The organism is Parendozoicomonas haliclonae, from assembly GCF_900174585.1.
GTDB classification, from domain to species: domain Bacteria; phylum Pseudomonadota; class Gammaproteobacteria; order Pseudomonadales; family Endozoicomonadaceae; genus Sansalvadorimonas; species Sansalvadorimonas haliclonae.
In genome coordinates this window covers 90,506-108,874 of sequence record NZ_FWPT01000007.1, presented here as the reverse complement: position 1 = coordinate 108,874, position 18,369 = coordinate 90,506, and the positions used below count along the sequence as shown (strand labels likewise).

Genomic DNA, 18,369 nt, shown 5'->3' with positions numbered 1-18,369 from the left:
TTGCGTGTTGTTCATGCGTCTTGCGGGAGGAAAGGGTAGACGGGGAGGGCAGCCCTGCAAGGCCAAAGGGCCATGCAGGACATTCGTGTTTACAGAAAAGGTCTGGCTGGTAACAGAGGGATAAGAAAATTAACCGCGCAGCAGTAGAATTTCGCCCTGTTCTATCTGCTTCTGGGTGCCCTTGATCAGCAGGGCATCGCCCACGGTCAGGCGTAGCTGCTCGTCGATATCCAGCTCTTCACCATCCCGGGTGATACGCTTGAGATGAATGCCGGCTTCATCCAGTGGCAGTTCGGCAACAGTTTTACCCACCGCCCAGGCTTTATCAGCGAGAGTGATGCCTTGCAGCAATTCACAGTCTTCACCTTCCTGGGTGCGCAGGGTTTCAGACTGACCAAAGAAGAAACCGTGGAGAATATCGTAACGTTCCCGGCGTACAGACTGAATACGCTGGCGGATGGAGAACTCCGGCTGCCCCAGCATGGTCAGTACATGGCTGACGATCACCAGGCTGGACTCCAGCACTTCCGGCACAACCTCTGTGGCGCCACCTTGTTTCAGCAGCTCCATCTTGTTGTCATCCCGGGTTCTGACCAGAATCGGAATGGTTTTGTTGATGGAACGAATACCTTCCAGTGCCGCCTGGGCAGCCCGGGAGCTGTCGATACAGATCACCACCATCCGCGCCCGCTCAAGACCTGCAGCCTGCAGCAGTTCTGTACGACGACAGTCGCCAAAGAACACCGGCTCACCGGCGCGGCTGGCTTCACGCACATGGATCGGATCATCGTCAATGGCCACGTAAGGCAGATTGTCTTCCCTCAGGAAGCGGCTGATAACCTGACCCACACGGCCATAACCGAGAATCAGAATATGACGATCAACATCGCAGGTCTGTTCGCTGATCACATCAACGGCTTTCTTGGGTTCCTTGCTCTGTTTCTGCTGGGTAATCCGGCTGGCCAGCGGGCCACTGTAGCGGATGAGTAGCGGTGTGGCCGCCATGGACACAATAGTGATCGACAGGATCATCGAGCTGGTACTCATCTCCAGCAGGCCATACTGGCCGGCCAGAGCTACCAGAGCGAAACAGAACTCACCACTCTGGGCCAGACAGATACCAGTGCGGATCGCATGCTTTTTATTGTTCTGGATAAACCAGGCCAGCATGGCAATCATGGTGGCTTTAAACAGGATCAGACCCAGACTGGCGAGCAGGATCATCGACCAGTTTTCCAGGAACAGGTCCAGATTCAGCATCAGACCGACCGAGACAAAGAACAGCCCGAGCAGAATATCCCGGAATGGGCGGATATCGGTTTCAATCTGGTGGCGATAGTGGCTTTCACCCAGCATCATACCAGCGACAAAGCCGCCCAGAGCCATGGAGAGATCCAGCAGGTGGGTCAGCCAGGCCGCAACCAGACAGACAACAATGGCACTGAGTACGAACAGTTCTTCTGACTTGGTGCTGGCAATCTCATGGAACATCCGGGGCAGCACCCAGCGACCAAACAGCACCATAAAGGCGACAAAGCCCAGGCCTTTACCAAGACTGAGAAGCAGGGAGACGGCCAGGCTGTTCTCGCCAATCCCCGCCATGGCCGGAATCAGGATCAGGAAGAAGACCGCAGCGATATCCTGAAAGATCAGGGTGCCAATAGCCAGCTGGCCATGGTTGCTGCGCAGCTCATTACGACGGGTCAACTCTTTGGAAACGATCGCGGTGGACGACAGCGACAGACCGGCTGCCATCACCAGAGTGCCGACCGGTGAGAAGCCGAGCATCAGGCCGCAGAAACCAATCAGCAGGGTACAGATCATCACCTGCAGACCGCCCAGCCCAAACACAATCCGGCGCATGGCCAGTACGTTGGCAAGGGAGAACTCAAGGCCCAGGGAGAACAGCAGGAACACCACGCCGATTTCAGCCAGCAGGGTGATATCGAAACTGGTATCAATAATGCCTGTCGCGGTTGGTCCCAGTGCGATGCCGACCATCAGATAGGCAAGGGTATCGGGGATACGCAGGCGGTGAAACAGAGCGATAGCAAAGACAGAAACAGAAAATATAATCAGCAGCTGGTTAAAAAAACCGAAGTCCATCCCCTGATCTCTCCCGACGATAGCGTTTTTATAAAAGTTAATGTCACGTTAGAATTATTATTGTTTGTTCCAATGCCTTGATTTTACAGTCTAAATCCTTTGGTCGCAGCTCATAATCGGCCATAGGGAACAATAAATTGAGATGGATCAATAGTCCTATTTTCGGCCGGACTCTACGATCATATCGTCTAAATAAGTCATTAAAAATAATACGCTTATAGCATAGCAGTATTACTACAAAGAGAATGTCCTCCCTATGAATGCCGCTAAGAAGTCAGCCGCGCCCACTCAAGCATCGAGCACCGTTATCGAGTTTCTGACCACTGCCGGGTGTCATCTGTGTGAACAGCCACTGAGCTGGCTGGAGCGGATGACCCTGCAGTCATCTTTGCAACAACCACTGCAGCTGGAATGTGTTGATATTGCTGAGGATGATCAGCTGGTTGAGGACTATGGCACCCGCATTCCTGTATTACGCAGGCAGGCCAGTGAGGGCTGGGATGAGCTGGCCTGGCCCTTCACTCTGGGGGATTTAAGATGCTGGCTGGAAGGGGTACTGCCGGGAGGACTGGAATCCAACTGGTATGAGCAGCCGGTGAAAGCTATCAGCGAGATACATGCCGCAGCGGCCAAGGCTCATCAGGAACAGCTCACCAAACCATCCGGTTCCCTGGGGCTGCTGGAAGAGGCAGTCATTGCTCTGGCCGGTATGCAGGGCACGGACAGGCCAGCACTTGATGCGGTAGCGATTACCGTCTTTGCCGGTGATCATGGTGTGGTGCAGCAGGGTGTATCGGCCTTTCCTCAAGAGGTCACGCCGCAGATGATCGGTAACTTTGTCCATGGCGGTGCTGCGATTTCGGTGTTGGCCAGACAGCAGAATTGCCGTTTGTCGGTGTTGGATACCGGTACCTGTGTTTCTCCATTGGGCTGGCCCGGGGTCATTGATCAGGCGGTTGGTCTGGGGACGGCTGATTTCTCCGAAGCGCCAGCTATGAGTCAATCTCAGCTGGACTGGTGTCTGGCTGCGGGGGCTGCCCATATTGATCAACTGCTGGAAGACGGACCGCTGCAACTGTTTATTGCCGGCGAAATGGGTATTGGCAACACCACCACAGCGACTGCTGTCAGCTGTGCTCTGACCGACTTCGCGCCCGCGTTAATGGTAGGGCGGGGCACTGGTCTGGACGACGACGGTTTACTGCGAAAGCAGAAGATTGTCGAGCAAGCCTTATCGGTTCATAAAGATGCATTGGCAACGCCGCTGGATGTGCTCCGTTTTGTCGGCGGTTTTGAACTGGCGGCCATGTGTGGCGCGGTATTGCGCTGTGCCCAGAAAGGGGTTCCGGTGCTGGTGGATGGTTTTATTGTCTCTTCCGCCGTACTCTGCGCCGTACGTCTGCAGCCTTCTGTGGCAGAGTGGCTCTTATGGGGACATACCTCCATGGAGCCAGGGCACCGTTTGATCCAGCAAACTCTGATGGCTGAACATCCATCGGTTCGCCCGCTATTGGATTTGAATATGCGTCTTGGTGAAGCCAGCGGTGCCGCTGTAGCATTACCACTTTTACGGCTGGCCTGTGCGTTGCATAATGAGATGCATACTTTTGAAGAAGCCGGCGTTGCAGCGTCCTCCTCCGCTGCCGGCTGAACTCATAACTAACGGTTGGCTATGTTGAGATTGTTTTCCCCTCTTGTTGCGGTGTTCCTGTGGCTGACCGCGGCGCAGGCTTTTGCTGCGCCGATTACGGTGACCGATGCCACTGGTCAGACCGTGTCGTTAAAAGATTTACCAAAGCGAATTGTCAGCCTGTCACCCCATGCTACGGAACTGATGTTTGCCGCTGGAGGTGGTGATCGGCTGGTTGCGACCAGTTCGTTCAGTGATTATCCGGAAGCGGCCAAAGAGCTGCCGGTGATTGGGGGATACAATTCGATCAGTGTGGAGTCCATTATCGCGCTGCATCCGGATCTGGTGTTGTTCTGGCCAACGGGCAACAACCCGGATATTGAAACGCAGTTGAATAATTTTGGCATTCCGGTGTATCACTCGGAGCTGCGCAGCATTGGCGATATCGCTTCCGAGCTACGTAACCTGGGCGCCTTGTCCGGCAGTGACCAGGGTGCGAAAGTGGCGGATGAACTACTGACCGGCTGGAATGAGCTGGAAGCGACCTACGGAAAGAAGAAGACGGTGCCAGTATTTCTGGAGGTGTGGAACAATCCACTGAAAACCCTCAACGGTGATCATATGGTGTCGCAATTGTTCCGGGTGTGTGGGGCAGAGAATATTTTTGCCGATGCGCCAATGCTGGTACCGACCATATCCCGGGAAGAGGTGATTGCCCGTAAACCTCATATCATTCTTGAAGGGGATCATGGTGACCGGTTAACGACGGATACTCTGTATCAGGAGTGGAAGTTGTTTGACTCGATACCGGCAGTACAGAATAAGGCAGTGTACAGTTTGGATGGCGGGATTTTGCTCCGGCCAACGCCCCGTATTTTGCAGGGAGCACGCGCGTTTTGTGAAAAGGCCGATCAGGCCCGCACCCTGATGTAAGCGTTATTTAGAGATATTAATAAAAAAGGGAATTGCTTCATGTCCGCGTTGACGGAACAGAACAAAGCCACACTCCTTAAGCGTGCTTCACGCGCTTCCGTGGCCACGGCAACGATTTTGCTGGTGGCCAAGCTGGGAGCCTGGGGGATGACCGGTTCGGTTAGTATTCTGGCCACCTTTATGGATTCGATGCTGGATGCCTTTGCTTCCATTATCAACCTGGTGGCGGTGTCTATCGCCCTGAAACCGGCCGATGATGATCACCACTTCGGCCATGGTAAGGCAGAACAACTGGCAGCTTTGGCGCAATCCGCGTTTATTGCCGGCTCGGGATTGTTTCTGATTCTGCATGCTGTAGAAGGTATCCGCGATGGAACGAACATTGATAACAACCGGATTGCTCTGGGAGTAATGGCCTTCTCCATGGCCCTGACGCTGGTGCTGGTGACGTATCAGCACTATGTGGTGAAGAAGACCGGCTCTCTGGCCATTCAGACCGATGCCATGCATTACCGGATGGATTTGCTGACCAACCTCGGTGTAGTGATTGCCCTGATTGTCGCTTCGATGGGTTTTCCGCTGGCGGATCCACTGATTGGTATGGCGATTGCCGTATATATGATTGCCAGTGTTGGCAGGGTGGCCTGGGAAGCGATTCAGATGCTGATGGACAAGGCGCTGGACCAGGAGAGTGAAGATTTGATTCGTGAGCAGGTACTCAGTGTGGAGCAGGTGATTGATCTGCATAACCTGCGCACCCGGATGTCCGGTATTACCCCGGTGATCCAGATGGATTTGGACCTTGATGGTCGTTTAAGCCTGGAAGAGGCCCATGAGATTGGCCGTAAGGTGAAGCTCCGTCTGTTGGAGCAGATGCCAGACGCCGATATCACTATTCACCTGGATCCCAACTGATCAATCGCCCGGGCCAAACTTACTCTGATCCGGGCATTATTCTTCCCAAATTACCTCTGTCGTCTTATCGGATTAAATATTGGTGGACAGATCCCCTTCGGTTGATGAGCTGACTTCAGGCTTGATGCGTTTAGCCAGCACCGAGTACATCACCGGAATCACAAACAGGGTGAACAGGGTACCGATCGACATGCCCGTGGTGATCACCAGTCCGATATTAAACCGGCTGACGGCACCGGCTCCGGATGCAAACAACAGTGGCAGAATGCCAAACACCATCGCGGCGGTGGTCATCAGCACTGGCCGTAGCCGCAGCTCGGATGCCTCAACAATGGCTTCCCGCAAATCCTTGCCCTGTTCCTGCTGAGCATTGGCAAACTCAACAATCAGTATGCCGTGCTTGGAGATCAACCCGATCAACGTCACCAGTCCGATCTGGGAATAGATATTCAGCGAAACATCTATCCCCAGCAGCCATTCAAACAGTGGCCCGTACATCACCGAGAACAGTGCGCCGCAGATGGACATGGGCACTGTCATCATCACGATCAGTGGATCGCGGAAGCTTTCAAACTGGGCGGCCAGCACCAGATAAATCACAAACAGCGCCAGCACAAAGGTGTAGATCAGGCTGTTGCCTTCGGTCATAAACTGGCGAGAGGTGCCTTCGTAGTTGTAATTGAAGCCACTGGGAGCAATCGCGTTTGCCTCTTGTTGTAGCCATTCCAGTGCTTCACCCAGGCTGACACCCGGCATGGTAGAACCCTGAATGGTGGTGGAATTGAGCTGCTGGAACTGGGTGAGCTGATTGGGCAGTGTGCCGGTTGTAATCGTCACCAGCGTGGACAGAGGCACCAGATCACCGCTGCCGGTGCGCAGGTAATAACGGCTCAGCCACTCCTTATCAAAACGGAACTCCTGAGCCGCCTGGGGAATGACTTTATAGCTGCGACCATCCCGACTGAACCAGTTGATATAGTTGCCGCTGAGCATGGTGGACAGGGTGGCACCAATTGTATCGACACTGATACCGAGAGCACCGGCCTTATCCCTGTCGATGGTGAGATGGGTTTCAGGTTTATCAAAGGTGAGGGTGCTGTCTATAAACAGGAACAAGCCAGATTCTCTGGCCTTGTTCACCAGCTTGTTGGCTGTTTCACCCAGCGTCGTGTAGTCAGAGGTGGTCTGCAGAATAAACTGCACTGGCAGACCACCGCCGCTGCCAGGCAGTGACGGCATAATCACCGCATAGCCTTTCAGTCCGGTGATTTCCGGAAGAATAGTCTGCTGCACCTCCCTTTGAATGGTAAACAGACTGCGGTCACGGTCTCCCCAGGGAACCAGCAATAGCCCGGCCATGGAGTTGGTCGGACTCTGGTTAATCAGAAAGGTGTGCTGGTTTTCCGGAATCCTGCGCAATAGGGCACTGAGGTTGATGGAATAGTCATTGGTGTAATCAATATTGGCGTACATGGGAGCAACGGATGAGACAAACAGTACTCCATTGTCTTCTTCCGGGGCCAGCTCCTGTTTGCAGGCCAGAAACATAAATGGCAGGGAGATCAGTACCGCAGCCGCAAACAGCAGGGTTACCGGGCGACTATCGAGGTTCTTCTCCAGCCGGTTGCGATAGGATTTTTTCAGACGTTCAAAATTATTATCCAGCCACCGGGTATAACGGGTTTCCTGATTGCGGCTATCCAGCATCCGTGAACACATCATCGGAGAGAGGGTCAGGGCAATAACGCCTGATACGATGACCGAACCCGCCAGCGTCAGGGCAAACTCCTTGAACAGTCCGCCAGTCAGCCCACCCATAAAACCGATAGGGGCATAAACCGAGGCCAGAGTGATGGTCATGGAAATCACCGGCACAGCAATTTCCCGGGCGCCAATCAGGGCAGCATCAATCTTGCTTTTGCCCTCCTCAATATGACGCTGGATATTTTCCACCACCACAATGGCATCATCGACCACCAGACCAATAGCCAGCACCATGGCCAGCAGCGTCAGCAGGTTGATGGAATAACCCATCACGCTCAGAAAGAACAGTACCCCGATCATCGACAGAGGAATGGTCACGACCGGAATCACCACGGTGCGCAGGCTGCCCAGGAACAGGAAGACGACAGCGATAACAATCAGGGCAGACTCCACCAGAGTGCTGATGACCTCGTCAATGGAGGCATGAATGAAGGTTGTGGAGTCGTAGGCAATTCGCACTTCAAGGCCGGCCGGCAAATGCTTCTGCATGGTGGGCAGCATTTGATTAATACTGGCGGCAACCTCCAATGGATTGGCAATGGAGGTGGTTTCAATACCGATATAAGTGGCCGGCTCACCATTAAAGGCGACATAGTCGTCAGTCGTCGCCGAGCCCAGCTTGATATCGGCCACATCCTTCAACCTGACCAGTGTTTCTCCGCCACTGTCTGTGGTGTTGCTGCGAATGACGATATTGGCAAACTGTTCGGCTGTAGACAGGCTGGTGCTGGCAGTGACATTGGAAAGCACCAGTGCCCCTTTAGTCTGACCGGCTGCAGACTGGACGTTACTGTCTTCTATCGCCTGACGGACTTCGGTAGCGGTCACCTGATAGGCGGCCATCCTGACCGGGTCCAGCCAGATGCGCATGGCATACTCCTGTCCGCCCAGAATGGGGGCGGCCGCCACACCCGGTACGGTTTGCAACTGAGGTTGAATCACCCGACTGAGATAGTCCGTAACCTCCTCGGCCCCCATGGTGTCACTGTAAAAGCCGAGATACATCAGATCGCTGCCATCATTGGATTTTTTGGCAATCACTGGGTTCTCGGCTTCTTTGGGCAACTGGTTGGTGACCTGATTCACCTGAGCCATGATCTCCACCAGAGCAATATCTGTGTCATAGCCCAATCGCAAAAAGGCAGTAATGGTTGATGTACTTTCACTGCTGACCGAGGTCATGTAATCAATGCCACTGGCACTGGCAATAACTTGTTGCAGCGGCGTAGTAATAAAACCCTGCACGAGATCAGCGCTGGCCCCAGGATAGGCGGTAGTTACGGTCACTACGCCGTTTTCCATTTCCGGGTACTGGCGAATGGGCAGGGTGGTATAGGCATGCAGCCCAAGCAGTACCATCATCAGGCTGATAACGCAGGCCAGTACCGGCCGACGAATAAACAGGTCGGTAAAGCCATGATCCTTATTCATGGCCGGTCACCGTCGCTTGGACTTTGTCGTCTTTATCGCTTTTATCGATGCCCTGCTGGATTACCACCTTCTGACCGTTGGACAGTTTGATCTGTCCGGCAGACACCACCCGCTGACCGGCCTTAACACCGCTGATGATCTCGACACTGTCCTGACGTACCTGACCGGTGGTAACCGGTACCAGATTGACCGTGAGATCGGTATTGCCCACGCCTTTAATCAAGTAGACGCTGGTGCCATATAGAGAGCCAGTCACAGCTGTGCGGGGCAAGGTAACAACATGTTGAGCCTTGCGCTGAATCACCCGCAACTCGGCAAACATACCCGGCACCAGCATGCCGCTGGTATTATCCAGCTCGGCCCGCAGGGCAATATTGCGGGTCTGTGTATCCACCTGCGTATCGACAGTCAGAACCTTGCCGGAGAAGGTGCGATCCGGATAGGCCTGAACCGTCAGGGTGACCGTCTGACCGGGAAATAGCTGCGGGTAGTTTTGCTCCGGCAGAGAGAAATCAACATAGAGGTGATCATTACTGCTCAGGGTGGTGATGGTGTCACCAACATTCAGATAATCCCCGACTCGCTGCAGGGTAATATCCGCCAATCCGTCAATCGGGGAGAGGATGGCTTTCTTGTTGAGGGTGGCCTGGGTCTGTTCGACGGCGGCCATGGCTTCCCGGTATGAAGCTTTGGCCTGATCCAGCGTGGTTGAGGAGATTGCCCCGGTCTTGAACAGCTTCTGATCCTGGTTCCAGATAATTTTCGCCAGCTCGGCACTGGCTTTATTGCTCTTTAACTGGGCTTCATCAACATCGTTATTGATCTGGATAAGCAATGCATCTTTTTTTACCGGCATGCCGGGTTGGAAGTTCACCTGACTGATCACCCCGGCAACTTCGGTTTGGACGACCACCACGCTTTGCGCCTGCAGGCTGCCGACCGAGGTCATGTACGGGTACCAGTCTTCGGCCTTGGCCGTGGTGACTGTTACCGGTGTAGGGGGTGGCCGGTAGTTCTTCATCGCCTCGGTCTGTTTGTCAGACAGTAGTTTGTGGCCACCAAAGACAATGCCGAACACAATCAGGATGCAGATCAGCGTGAAGGCTATTTTACGAAGCATGGCGAGGCTCTTACTGGTTGATCTTCTGATTCAACGGCAGGTTGAGAAAACACGAAGCCGGGCGGGAAAGCATAGTTGAAGTTCAGCGGCTCTCTGGTTCTTCATCGCAGATACGATGAAAGTCGATATTTTCGTCCTGCTCACCGGCATGGTCGTCATCAAAAACACTGCGATCCAGCTCTCCTTCCATCTGGGCAATGGCACAGGTGACTGTGCAGTCGCCGGTGACATTAACGACAGTGCGTACCATATCCAGCAGTCTGTCCACGCCCATGATGATGGCTATCCCTTCCAGCGGCAGACCCACCTGTTGCAGCACCATGGCCAGCATAATCAGACCAACACCCGGAACACCGGCGGTACCAATAGAGGCCAGCGTCGCAGTCAGGATAACGGAGAGGTAGTCCATCAGGGTGAGATCAATGGAGAGCGCCTGAGCAATAAACACTGTAGCCACACCCTGCATCATGGCGGTGCCATCCATATTAATGGTGGCTCCGAGAGGGATAGTGAAGGAGGAAATACGGTTGTTGACGCCTAATCGCCGATTGACGGTTTCAAGGGACACGGGAATCGTCGCGCTGCTGGATGAGGTGCTGAAGGCAAACAGCAGGGCATCTTCCATCTTCTTCAGAAATTTTAGGGGATTGATGCGGGCGACAAAGTGCAGAATCAGGAAGTAGGTGACCACTACCTGCAAAACCAGAACAAACAACAGCAAGAAGAAATACTGCAACAGGTTGAGAATGGCATCGAAGGAAATGCCATAAAACAACCGGGCCATCAGTGCGAACACGCCATAAGGCGCAAGGTTCATCAAAAGCGTCACCAGTTTCATCACCACTTCATTCATGCTGACGAAAAAGTCGGCAATCGGTTTGCCTTTACGGCCCGAAGCAGCGATGGCAATCCCGAACAACAGGGCAAACACAATAATCTGCAGAGCATTCCCCTTTGCCATTGCGGCGATCGGGTTGCTGGGGAACAGATTGATCAGGACATTGCTGAGTGGTGGCGCTTCCTTGGGAACAAATTCACTGGAGCTGGTCAGGTGGGCACCCACTCCGGGTTCAGCAATTAACGCGGCAGTAATAGCCATGGTTATGGCAATGCAGGTGGTCAGGATATACAGGCCAACGGTACGGGCACCCAGCCGACCAAGAGAGGACACATCCTGCAGTGTGCAGGTGCCACACACCAGCGAGACAAAGATCAGCGGTACAACCAGCATCTTCAGGCAGGTGATAAAAATCTGCCCCAGTACAAACAGCACACCTTCAACCAGATAACTTCTGACCGGTTCGCTGTCTGGCCATAACCAGCGGATCAGAAAACCACAGGCAATACCTGCCAGCATTCCGATCACAACTTTGGTGGTCAGGGAGTTTTTTCCAGACACCATAACAGCACTGACTTATCCAAACGGAGTCAGCCAGTATAGAAGGCAATTAACAGATGTGATCGGTCACTAATGAGAGGATTGTTTCGAGATATTGAAGAGGGGCTGCTTTAAATCACACCTATGCTTGCGGTTGTAATTTTACGACTGTGGATGAATATGCATAAGCCTCAGCGCAGCAAACCGTTGTTGTTCTTTTCTGCACTTGTCCTGAAGTTTACGCCATTGGGACTGGTGGTTTGTGGGTATGCCGACACCACATATAACACTGGTACCTATACCCAGCCTATCCAGGCTTCTCAGGATAGCGTGACCCTGCAGGGGAATATTACCGTAAATTTCTCTGATACCACTCCGGGTCAACCCGCTGTTGTCGCAGAGAATAACGGTACTATCACCGGTGATGTGCAGGCGCTGACTATTAATCTGGATTCGTCGTTTGCAATGGGGATAGTGGGGCAGTCGGGTGGACAGGTGAATCTCTCCGGCCCCCTCACTATCACAACCAGCAATGGGCTGTCACAGAATTACGGTGTGGTTTCCTACACAACACCGGGCCTTGTGTTTAATGGGCCGGTAAATATTAATCTCAGCGGGCAGTATACCCATGGCGCTTTGGCCGCATCTGGCAGCATAGACTTCAATCAGCCACTCACGATCAATCATAATGGTACGGGAAGTTATGGCTTGCACCTGGATGAACAGGAAAGCTCTGGTCAGGCTCAGGCTTTGGTTCATTTGAATGCAGCCACCACCTTAGCCACTCAGGGGGAAGGCTCTGCATCGGTTTACGTGAATGGTGGACAGCTTGTGGTGCAGGCACCGTTGACGGCCACCAACAGCAATGGTTATTCCGTCTTCATGCCACCCGCGAGTACACTATCCAGTTTGTCGACACGGCAACCCGCCAGTCCAAACACTCCAAGCCCTCAGGTTATCCGTCTGCAGGGGTTGATGACATTGTCGGGAATGCAGAATCAAGTCACTCTGGATCTTGCGGCGGGCTCTGACATCAATGGCCCGGTGAACATAACCTCTGGCAAAAGTCAGCTCTATTTTTATAGCCCTACAGCGAAGTGGCAGCTCAATAGTGGCTCCATGCTGACAAATGCTGGTTCGCTGTCGTTAAATTTTGTCGATGGTGGTACCTGGCAGGTACCCTTATCGAGCAGTAATGAAACCAGTGCCGGCGGTGTGGCTCCGTTGTTAATTATTAATGGCAGCAAACTGTCGGTGACTGGCAAAGGTACCGTTCTGGGTGATCTGCAGATAACGCCTTCACAGGAACAGTCCCAGCAATTCCGCCTGATCAAAATAGAAACCGATCAAGGTGGTCAGCTGGATATTAATCTTGCTGACCTGACTCCCACAGTCAGCAACCCGGATTATTCCATGACCCTGGCGCAACTAGCTGATGGTGGTAATGATTATCTGGTGGCAAACCTGACTTATACTCCACAGGAAACACCTCTGACTCCAGCAACACCGATCACACCAGAAACCCCGCTTACGCCCGCTACCCCGATCACTCCGGAAACACCTTTAACGCCGGCCGCCCCGATCACACCCGAAGTCCCTCTTACACCGGCAACACCGATCACTCCAGAAGTCCCACTTACTCCTGCTACTCCGATTGCCCCGGAGACGCCCTTAACACCGGCCACCCCGATTACGCCAGAAACGCCACTCTCACCTTCTACGCCTGTTACTCCGGAAACCCCTTTGGTGCCAGCCGCGCCGGTTATGCCATTTTTACCTACTGCGAACACCAGTTCCCGTCCGCCGTCTTATTATCAGCCTGTCCCGGCGAGCTGGCTGGATCATCAGCTGGCAATCCAGTTACTGCCGCCCCCTTTAGATATGGGCCCCTGCAATGAAGTGATGAACTCTTTATGGGTGGGGCTGTGTCCTGATCCATCAAATGCGCAATCTTCTTTTTGGGTTCTTCCCCTTTATGATCAGGTTTACGGGAAAAATTTTCCCAGTAGTAATCAGCTTGTTGATGTACGAGGTCATCGGCAGGGGCTGGGAATTCAGTGGGTGCAGGGGCTGAGCGAAGGGCAGTTGTTTTTTGGGCTCTTTGGCGGTTCGGGCCGGTTGCATAGCCATAATGCTCTCTACTCCTCCCATGATAAGAGCGAAACTCAGGCTTTGTTTGCAGGGGGCTCTCATTTTATTGGTGTTACGCGGGTTGATGTGGAAGCTGTGTTTATGCACACACGTCATCACTTGCAACAGCAGTTTGATCAGACATTACTGGAATCTGTTTTTCCGGTGACCGTTGGTGGATTGAATGTTGGACTTAGCCAGGCGTTTACGTTGTTCGCCGATCGTCACTCAGGCTGGACGGTCATACCGACTCTGGCGCTCAATTACTGGCAGATCACACAGTCTGGCAGTCATGTGAAGGTGAATGGGCAGAACTCTTTCAATAGTACCTCAAGCCGGCAGAGTATCTGGAAAATACCGATCGGCGTGGAGCTGCGGGGAGATAACCTGCTGAAGTCCTCCCGCACCGTTTTGGCACCGTCGCTGGGAATGCAGGTGTCCACGGTCTGGGGGCAGAGAAAGCGGAAGAGTTATTTTTATAATGCGGAAAGTCCTGGTCGGATAGCGGTACTGGAGCCGGAGATCGACAGCCACAGTCAGGCGGGTCAAGTGGGCTTTAAGTTGAGTCATGGGGCATTAGAGGGCTCGGTGCAATATGGCGTTACGCGCTCACATCATCTGCAGTCCCGACAGATCAGTGCTGATTTGGTATGGCTGTTCTAAAGAGATAGAGAACATCAGCCGTGTTATACAGAGTTTCTGCATAACACGGCTGAAGGTTGCGTACTGACGGGTTAGTAAGCGACAGGTTTAGGTTGAGCGTCGGTGGTTGTGTCCGCCGCTTCACGACGGGCCAGATAGGAATACATCACTGGCACCACAAACAGGGTGAACAGGGTGCCGATAGTCATACCTGAGGTGATCACCAGACCGATATTGAATCGGCTGACTGCCCCGGCACCGGAAGCAAACAACAGCGGAAGAATACCCAGTACAGTTGCACCGGTAGTCATCAGGATCGGACGCAGACGCATGGCTGAGGCTTCCAGAATAGCCTCTTCCAGAGTCTTACCCTGCTGACGCAGCTGGTTGGCAAACTCAACGATCAGGATACCGTGCTTGGAGATCAGGCCGATCAGAGTCACCAGACCAATCTGGGTGTAAATGTTCATGGAAACATTAATGCCCAGACCAAACTGGAAAATAAAGCCCAGCATCAGCGGAATCAGCGCACCACAGATCGACATTGGCACGGTTATCATCACCACCAGAGGGTCCCGGAAGCTTTCAAACTGGGCAGCCAGCACCAGGAAGATCACCAGCAGCGAAATGGCAAAGGTGATAATCAGGGCGTTGCCTTCGTTCATAAACTGACGGGATGTTCCTTCAAAGTCAGTACCAAAGCCGGCCGGAGCCAGTTCACGGGTCTGCTCCTGCAGGAAGGTCAGTGCTTCACCCAGGCTGACACCCGGCAGCAGCATGCCCTGGATTTTGGTGGAGTTCAGCTGCTGGAACTGGGTCAGCTGGTTCGGACGCGCTTCACTCTTCAGGGTAATCACAGCCGACAGCGGCACCAGCGCATCGCTGGCCGAGCGAACATAGTAACGACCCAGCCATTCACGGCTCAGACGAAACTCCTGATTAGCCTGCGGAATGACCTTGTAACTGCGGCCATCAATGCTGAAGCGGTTCAGATCACCATCACCCAGCATGGTGGCCAGGGTGGTGCCGATATCGCTCATGCTGATACCGAGGTTGGCAGCCTTATCACGGTCGATCAGGATTTCGGTTTCCGGTTTGTTAAAGGTCAGCTCGGTCTCCGCGAACATAAACATTCCGGACTGCATCGCCTTACCAACCAGCTGGCCCGCAACCTGCGACAGAGTTTCATAGTCGCTGGTGGTGTTGAGGATAAACTGCACCGGCAGACCACCACCGGAACCCGGCAGGGTAGGCATTACAAACGAGAAGGTGTTGATACCGGTGATCTGGCTCAGATGATAGTCCTGCAGTTCTTTCTGAACCGCAAAAACACTACGCTCCCGCTCATTCCAGGGCTTCAGACCCATCCCGGCAAAGGATGAGGTCGGGCTCTGGTTTATCAGGAAGGACTGCTCGTACTCCGGGAAGGTCTGGAAAGCGGTTTCCAGCTCGGCGGTGTAGGCATTCATATAATCAATGCTGGCGTACTGCGGAGCCTTGGATACCATAAACACCAGACCATTGTCTTCCGCAGGTGCCAGTTCCTTCTTGGTGAACATAAACATCGGCGGAATGGTCATCAGGACGATCATGGCAAAGACCAGGGTCACAGCACGGGTTTCCAGAGCGCTGGTCAGTCGACGCTGATAGCGATCCTTCAGGCTGTCAAACTTGCGGTCCAGCCACTTCACAAACTTGCTGTCGTTGCCAGCTGGCAGCAACAGGCGGGAACACATCATCGGAGACAGGGTCAGGGCGACAATACCGGACACGATGACGGCACCGGCCAGGGTAAAGGCAAACTCCTTAAACAATGCACCCGTCAAACCTTCCATAAACCCGATTGGAGCGTATACCGCTGCCAGGGTCACGGTCATGGCAATAACCGGGAGAGCAATCTCACGGGCACCCATAATGGCGGCATTAAATGGTGTCTGGCCTTCCTCGATATGACGGTGAATGTTTTCCACCACGACGATGGCATCATCGACCACCAGACCGATGGCCAGAACCATCGCCAGCAGCGTCAGCAGGTTGATGGAGTAACCCATCATCTGCATAAAGAACAGTACGCCGATCAGGGACAGGGGAATCGCGACAATCGGGATAATTACAATCCGCACGGAACCCAGGAACAGGAAAACTACCAGGATAACGATCAGAGCGGCTTCAACAATGGTCTGAATAACCTCGTCGATAGAAGCCTGGATAAACTCAGTCGCATCATAGACAGGTTCAAGGCCCATGGAGTTAGGCAGCTGGCTGCGAATCTCCGGCAGCTTGTCGTGTACCCGACTTATCACATCCAGCGGGTTGGCAGACGGTGTGGCGTTGATCGCCACGTAAGTTGACTCTTTGCCATTAAAGGCCACAAAGCTGTTCGGGTTTTCGGCGGACAGTTCAATGGTGGCGACATCCGCCAGACGAACCAGCACATCGTCCTGATTCTTGATCACGATGTCAGCAAAGTCTTTTTCCGTAGACAGACTGGTGCGGGCATTCACATTGGAAATGACCATCTCACCCTGGGTCTGGCCCGCTGCTGACTGCACGTTATTGTTGAGCAGGGCGCCGTTGATCTCCGCCGCAGTCACTTCAAAGGCGCTCATCCGGATCGGATCAAGCCAGATGCGCATGGCAAAGGTTTTAGCGCCGAGAATATCGGCCGAACCAACCCCTTCAACGGTGGCCAGCTGTGGCTGGACAACACGGGTCAGATAATCGGTAACCTGCTCACCACTCATCCGATCACTGTAGAAGCTGATATAGAGCAGGGCGGCACCCTGATTGTTGCCCTTGGTGATTACCGGATCCTGGGACTCAGCAGGTAGCTGGCTGCGGATCTGGTTGACCTTGGACATAATCTCGGTCAGAGCTTTATCGGCGCTATAACCCAGACGCAGCTTCACGGTGACTGTGGAAATGCTTTGGTTACTGGAGGAGGTGATGTAATCAATACCTTCCGCCGAGGCGATGGCCTGCTGTACCGGGGTCGTAATAAAGCCCTGTATCAGCTCGGCACTGGCGCCCGGGTAGGCGGTGGTGACAGTGATGACGGCATCTTCCAGATCGGGGTATTCCCGCACCGGAAGCTTCTGAAAGGCCTGCAGGCCAAGCAGAATAATTAACAGGCTGACCACCGTCGCCAAAACCGGCCGACGGATAAACAGGTCGGTAAACGACTCTTTGGGAGAGAATTTCTGTTCTGACATCGACGTTTACTCCCAGCCGCTCTGGCCGGAGTCGTCACCGGCACCTTTAATGGCGACGCTGGCACCGTTGTAGAGTTTCAGCTGGCCGCCATCAACAACCTGTTCATTGCCTTCCAGTCCGGAGAGGATGGCAACCCGGTTGCCTTGGATATCACCGGTTTCAATCTGCACCAGTTCCACGGACAGCTGCTCGGCATCGCCTCGGATCACGTAAACACTGTCACCATAGAGGGTGTAGGTAATGGCGGTTTCCGGCAGGGTGATAACATCCACCGGCTTTTCGGCCAGCACTTGAAGGTCGGCAAACATACCCGGTACCAGCAGGCGATCACGGTTGTCCATCAGGGCGCGGACTTCAATATTACGGGTGCTGCTGTCGACCTTGGCGTTGATAGCGTCAACCTTGGCAGTGAAAACCTGATCCGGATAGGCCTGCACGGTGAAGTTCACAGTCTGGCCAATAAACAGTTTCGGGTAGTCCTGTTCTGGCATGTTGAAGTCCAGATACAGCTCATCAATATTCTGCAGGGTAGCCAGCTTGTCGCCATCGCGAATGTAGTCGCCAGCTTCGGCACGGGAAATACCGATGCGGCCGCTGAACGGGGCGGTAATCTTCTTGTTGTCCAGTACTGCCAGTGTTTGTTCCACAGCCGCTGCCGCTTCATCCAGGGTGGCGGTGGACTGGTCAAATTGAGTGCGGGAAATGGCTTTCTGAGCCAGCAGGGACTTGTCCCGTTCCCAGGTCAGCTGAGCCAGCTTTTTACGGGCCTGGAAGCTTTTCAGGTTGGCGCGTTCAACGTCGTCATCCAGAGTGATGAGCAGTTGACCTTCGGTAATGTCCTGACCGGAGCGGAAGTTCAGCTCCTTGATAATGCCGGAGACCTCCGAACGGATGTCTACACCCTGTCGTGCGGTTAGAGTACCGATACTGGAGAGGTAGGGGTGCCAGCTCTCCTGAGTGGCATCCGCAGCCTTGACGGCCGTCGGTGGTGGAACATAGCTGGCCATGCCCTGGGACATGCCCTGCATCATCATAAAATAAACCCCAAAAACTGCACCGAACAGGACGCCTGTCACGGTTAACATCAGCAGCATTTTTTTTAGCATT

The 18,369-nt window shown here is 53.7% G+C and carries 10 protein-coding genes; 4 read left to right on the top strand and 6 right to left on the bottom strand.

Annotated elements, in window-relative coordinates; all coding sequences use genetic code 11:
- Positions 1-129: 129 nt before the first annotated feature.
- Complete coding sequence (locus EHSB41UT_RS15410; RefSeq protein WP_087111415.1) at positions 130-2,106, bottom strand: monovalent cation:proton antiporter family protein; 1,977 nt, start codon at positions 2,104-2,106, stop codon at positions 130-132.
- A gap of 256 nt (positions 2,107-2,362) precedes the next feature.
- On the opposite strand from EHSB41UT_RS15410, the gene cobT reads away from it, so the two are divergent.
- The 3 genes from cobT to EHSB41UT_RS15395 are packed head-to-tail and all read left to right on the top strand — an operon-like array spanning position 2,363 to position 5,584.
- Entirely contained in the window at positions 2,363-3,757 is a 1,395-nt protein-coding gene (cobT, locus tag EHSB41UT_RS15405) for a nicotinate-nucleotide--dimethylbenzimidazole phosphoribosyltransferase (RefSeq protein ID WP_087111413.1), read from the top strand.
- Positions 3,758-3,778: 21 nt separating this feature from the next.
- Entirely contained in the window at positions 3,779-4,669 is an 891-nt protein-coding gene (locus tag EHSB41UT_RS15400; protein ID WP_087111411.1) for a cobalamin-binding protein, read from the top strand.
- A gap of 39 nt (positions 4,670-4,708) precedes the next feature.
- On the top strand, positions 4,709-5,584 hold the full coding sequence (locus tag EHSB41UT_RS15395) for a cation diffusion facilitator family transporter (RefSeq protein WP_087111410.1): 876 nt from the start codon (positions 4,709-4,711) through the stop codon (positions 5,582-5,584).
- Positions 5,585-5,656: 72 nt separating this feature from the next.
- Here the strand turns inward: EHSB41UT_RS15395 and EHSB41UT_RS15390 are convergent, their stop codons facing one another.
- The 3 genes from EHSB41UT_RS15390 to EHSB41UT_RS15380 all read right to left on the bottom strand — a co-directional run bounded on the left by EHSB41UT_RS15390 (position 5,657) and on the right by EHSB41UT_RS15380 (position 11,301).
- A complete protein-coding gene (locus tag EHSB41UT_RS15390; RefSeq protein ID WP_087111408.1) occupies positions 5,657-8,779 on the bottom strand; it encodes an efflux RND transporter permease subunit in 3,123 nt (1,040 codons plus the stop codon).
- A complete protein-coding gene (locus EHSB41UT_RS15385; RefSeq protein WP_087111406.1) occupies positions 8,772-9,899 on the bottom strand; it encodes an efflux RND transporter periplasmic adaptor subunit in 1,128 nt (375 codons plus the stop codon). The genes EHSB41UT_RS15390 and EHSB41UT_RS15385 overlap by 8 nt, the downstream gene beginning before the upstream one ends.
- Positions 9,900-9,981: 82 nt before the next feature.
- Positions 9,982-11,301: a dicarboxylate/amino acid:cation symporter gene (locus tag EHSB41UT_RS15380; protein ID WP_087111403.1), complete on the bottom strand. Its 1,320-nt coding sequence runs from the start codon at positions 11,299-11,301 to the stop codon at positions 9,982-9,984.
- A gap of 156 nt (positions 11,302-11,457) precedes the next feature.
- On the opposite strand from EHSB41UT_RS15380, the gene EHSB41UT_RS24960 reads away from it, so the two are divergent.
- Entirely contained in the window at positions 11,458-14,070 is a 2,613-nt protein-coding gene (locus EHSB41UT_RS24960; RefSeq protein ID WP_278248156.1) for a hypothetical protein, read from the top strand.
- A 71-nt stretch (positions 14,071-14,141) separates the two neighbouring features.
- On the opposite strand, the gene EHSB41UT_RS15360 is transcribed toward EHSB41UT_RS24960, so the two are convergent.
- Both EHSB41UT_RS15360 and EHSB41UT_RS15355 read right to left on the bottom strand, forming a co-directional pair.
- Positions 14,142-17,261 carry a MexW/MexI family multidrug efflux RND transporter permease subunit gene (locus tag EHSB41UT_RS15360; protein ID WP_087111395.1) on the bottom strand — a complete coding sequence of 1,040 codons (3,120 nt, stop codon included), beginning with the start codon at positions 17,259-17,261 and terminating at the stop codon, positions 14,142-14,144.
- A gap of 6 nt (positions 17,262-17,267) precedes the next feature.
- Positions 17,268-18,368 carry an efflux RND transporter periplasmic adaptor subunit gene (locus EHSB41UT_RS15355; RefSeq protein ID WP_087111393.1) on the bottom strand — a complete coding sequence of 367 codons (1,101 nt, stop codon included), beginning with the start codon at positions 18,366-18,368 and terminating at the stop codon, positions 17,268-17,270.
- Position 18,369: the final 1 nt, after the last annotated feature.

Coding starts and splice junctions, on each gene's coding strand:
- EHSB41UT_RS15410 (WP_087111415.1), bottom strand. CDS start 2,106: ATGGACTTCGGTTTTTTTAACCAGCTGCTGATTATATTTTCTGTTTCT.
- cobT (WP_087111413.1), top strand. CDS start 2,363: ATGAATGCCGCTAAGAAGTCAGCCGCGCCCACTCAAGCATCGAGCACC.
- EHSB41UT_RS15400 (WP_087111411.1), top strand. CDS start 3,779: ATGTTGAGATTGTTTTCCCCTCTTGTTGCGGTGTTCCTGTGGCTGACC.
- EHSB41UT_RS15395 (WP_087111410.1), top strand. CDS start 4,709: ATGTCCGCGTTGACGGAACAGAACAAAGCCACACTCCTTAAGCGTGCT.
- EHSB41UT_RS15390 (WP_087111408.1), bottom strand. CDS start 8,779: ATGAATAAGGATCATGGCTTTACCGACCTGTTTATTCGTCGGCCGGTA.
- EHSB41UT_RS15385 (WP_087111406.1), bottom strand. CDS start 9,899: ATGCTTCGTAAAATAGCCTTCACGCTGATCTGCATCCTGATTGTGTTC.
- EHSB41UT_RS15380 (WP_087111403.1), bottom strand. CDS start 11,301: ATGGTGTCTGGAAAAAACTCCCTGACCACCAAAGTTGTGATCGGAATG.
- EHSB41UT_RS24960 (WP_278248156.1), top strand. CDS start 11,458: ATGCATAAGCCTCAGCGCAGCAAACCGTTGTTGTTCTTTTCTGCACTT.
- EHSB41UT_RS15360 (WP_087111395.1), bottom strand. CDS start 17,261: ATGTCAGAACAGAAATTCTCTCCCAAAGAGTCGTTTACCGACCTGTTT.
- EHSB41UT_RS15355 (WP_087111393.1), bottom strand. CDS start 18,368: ATGCTAAAAAAAATGCTGCTGATGTTAACCGTGACAGGCGTCCTGTTC.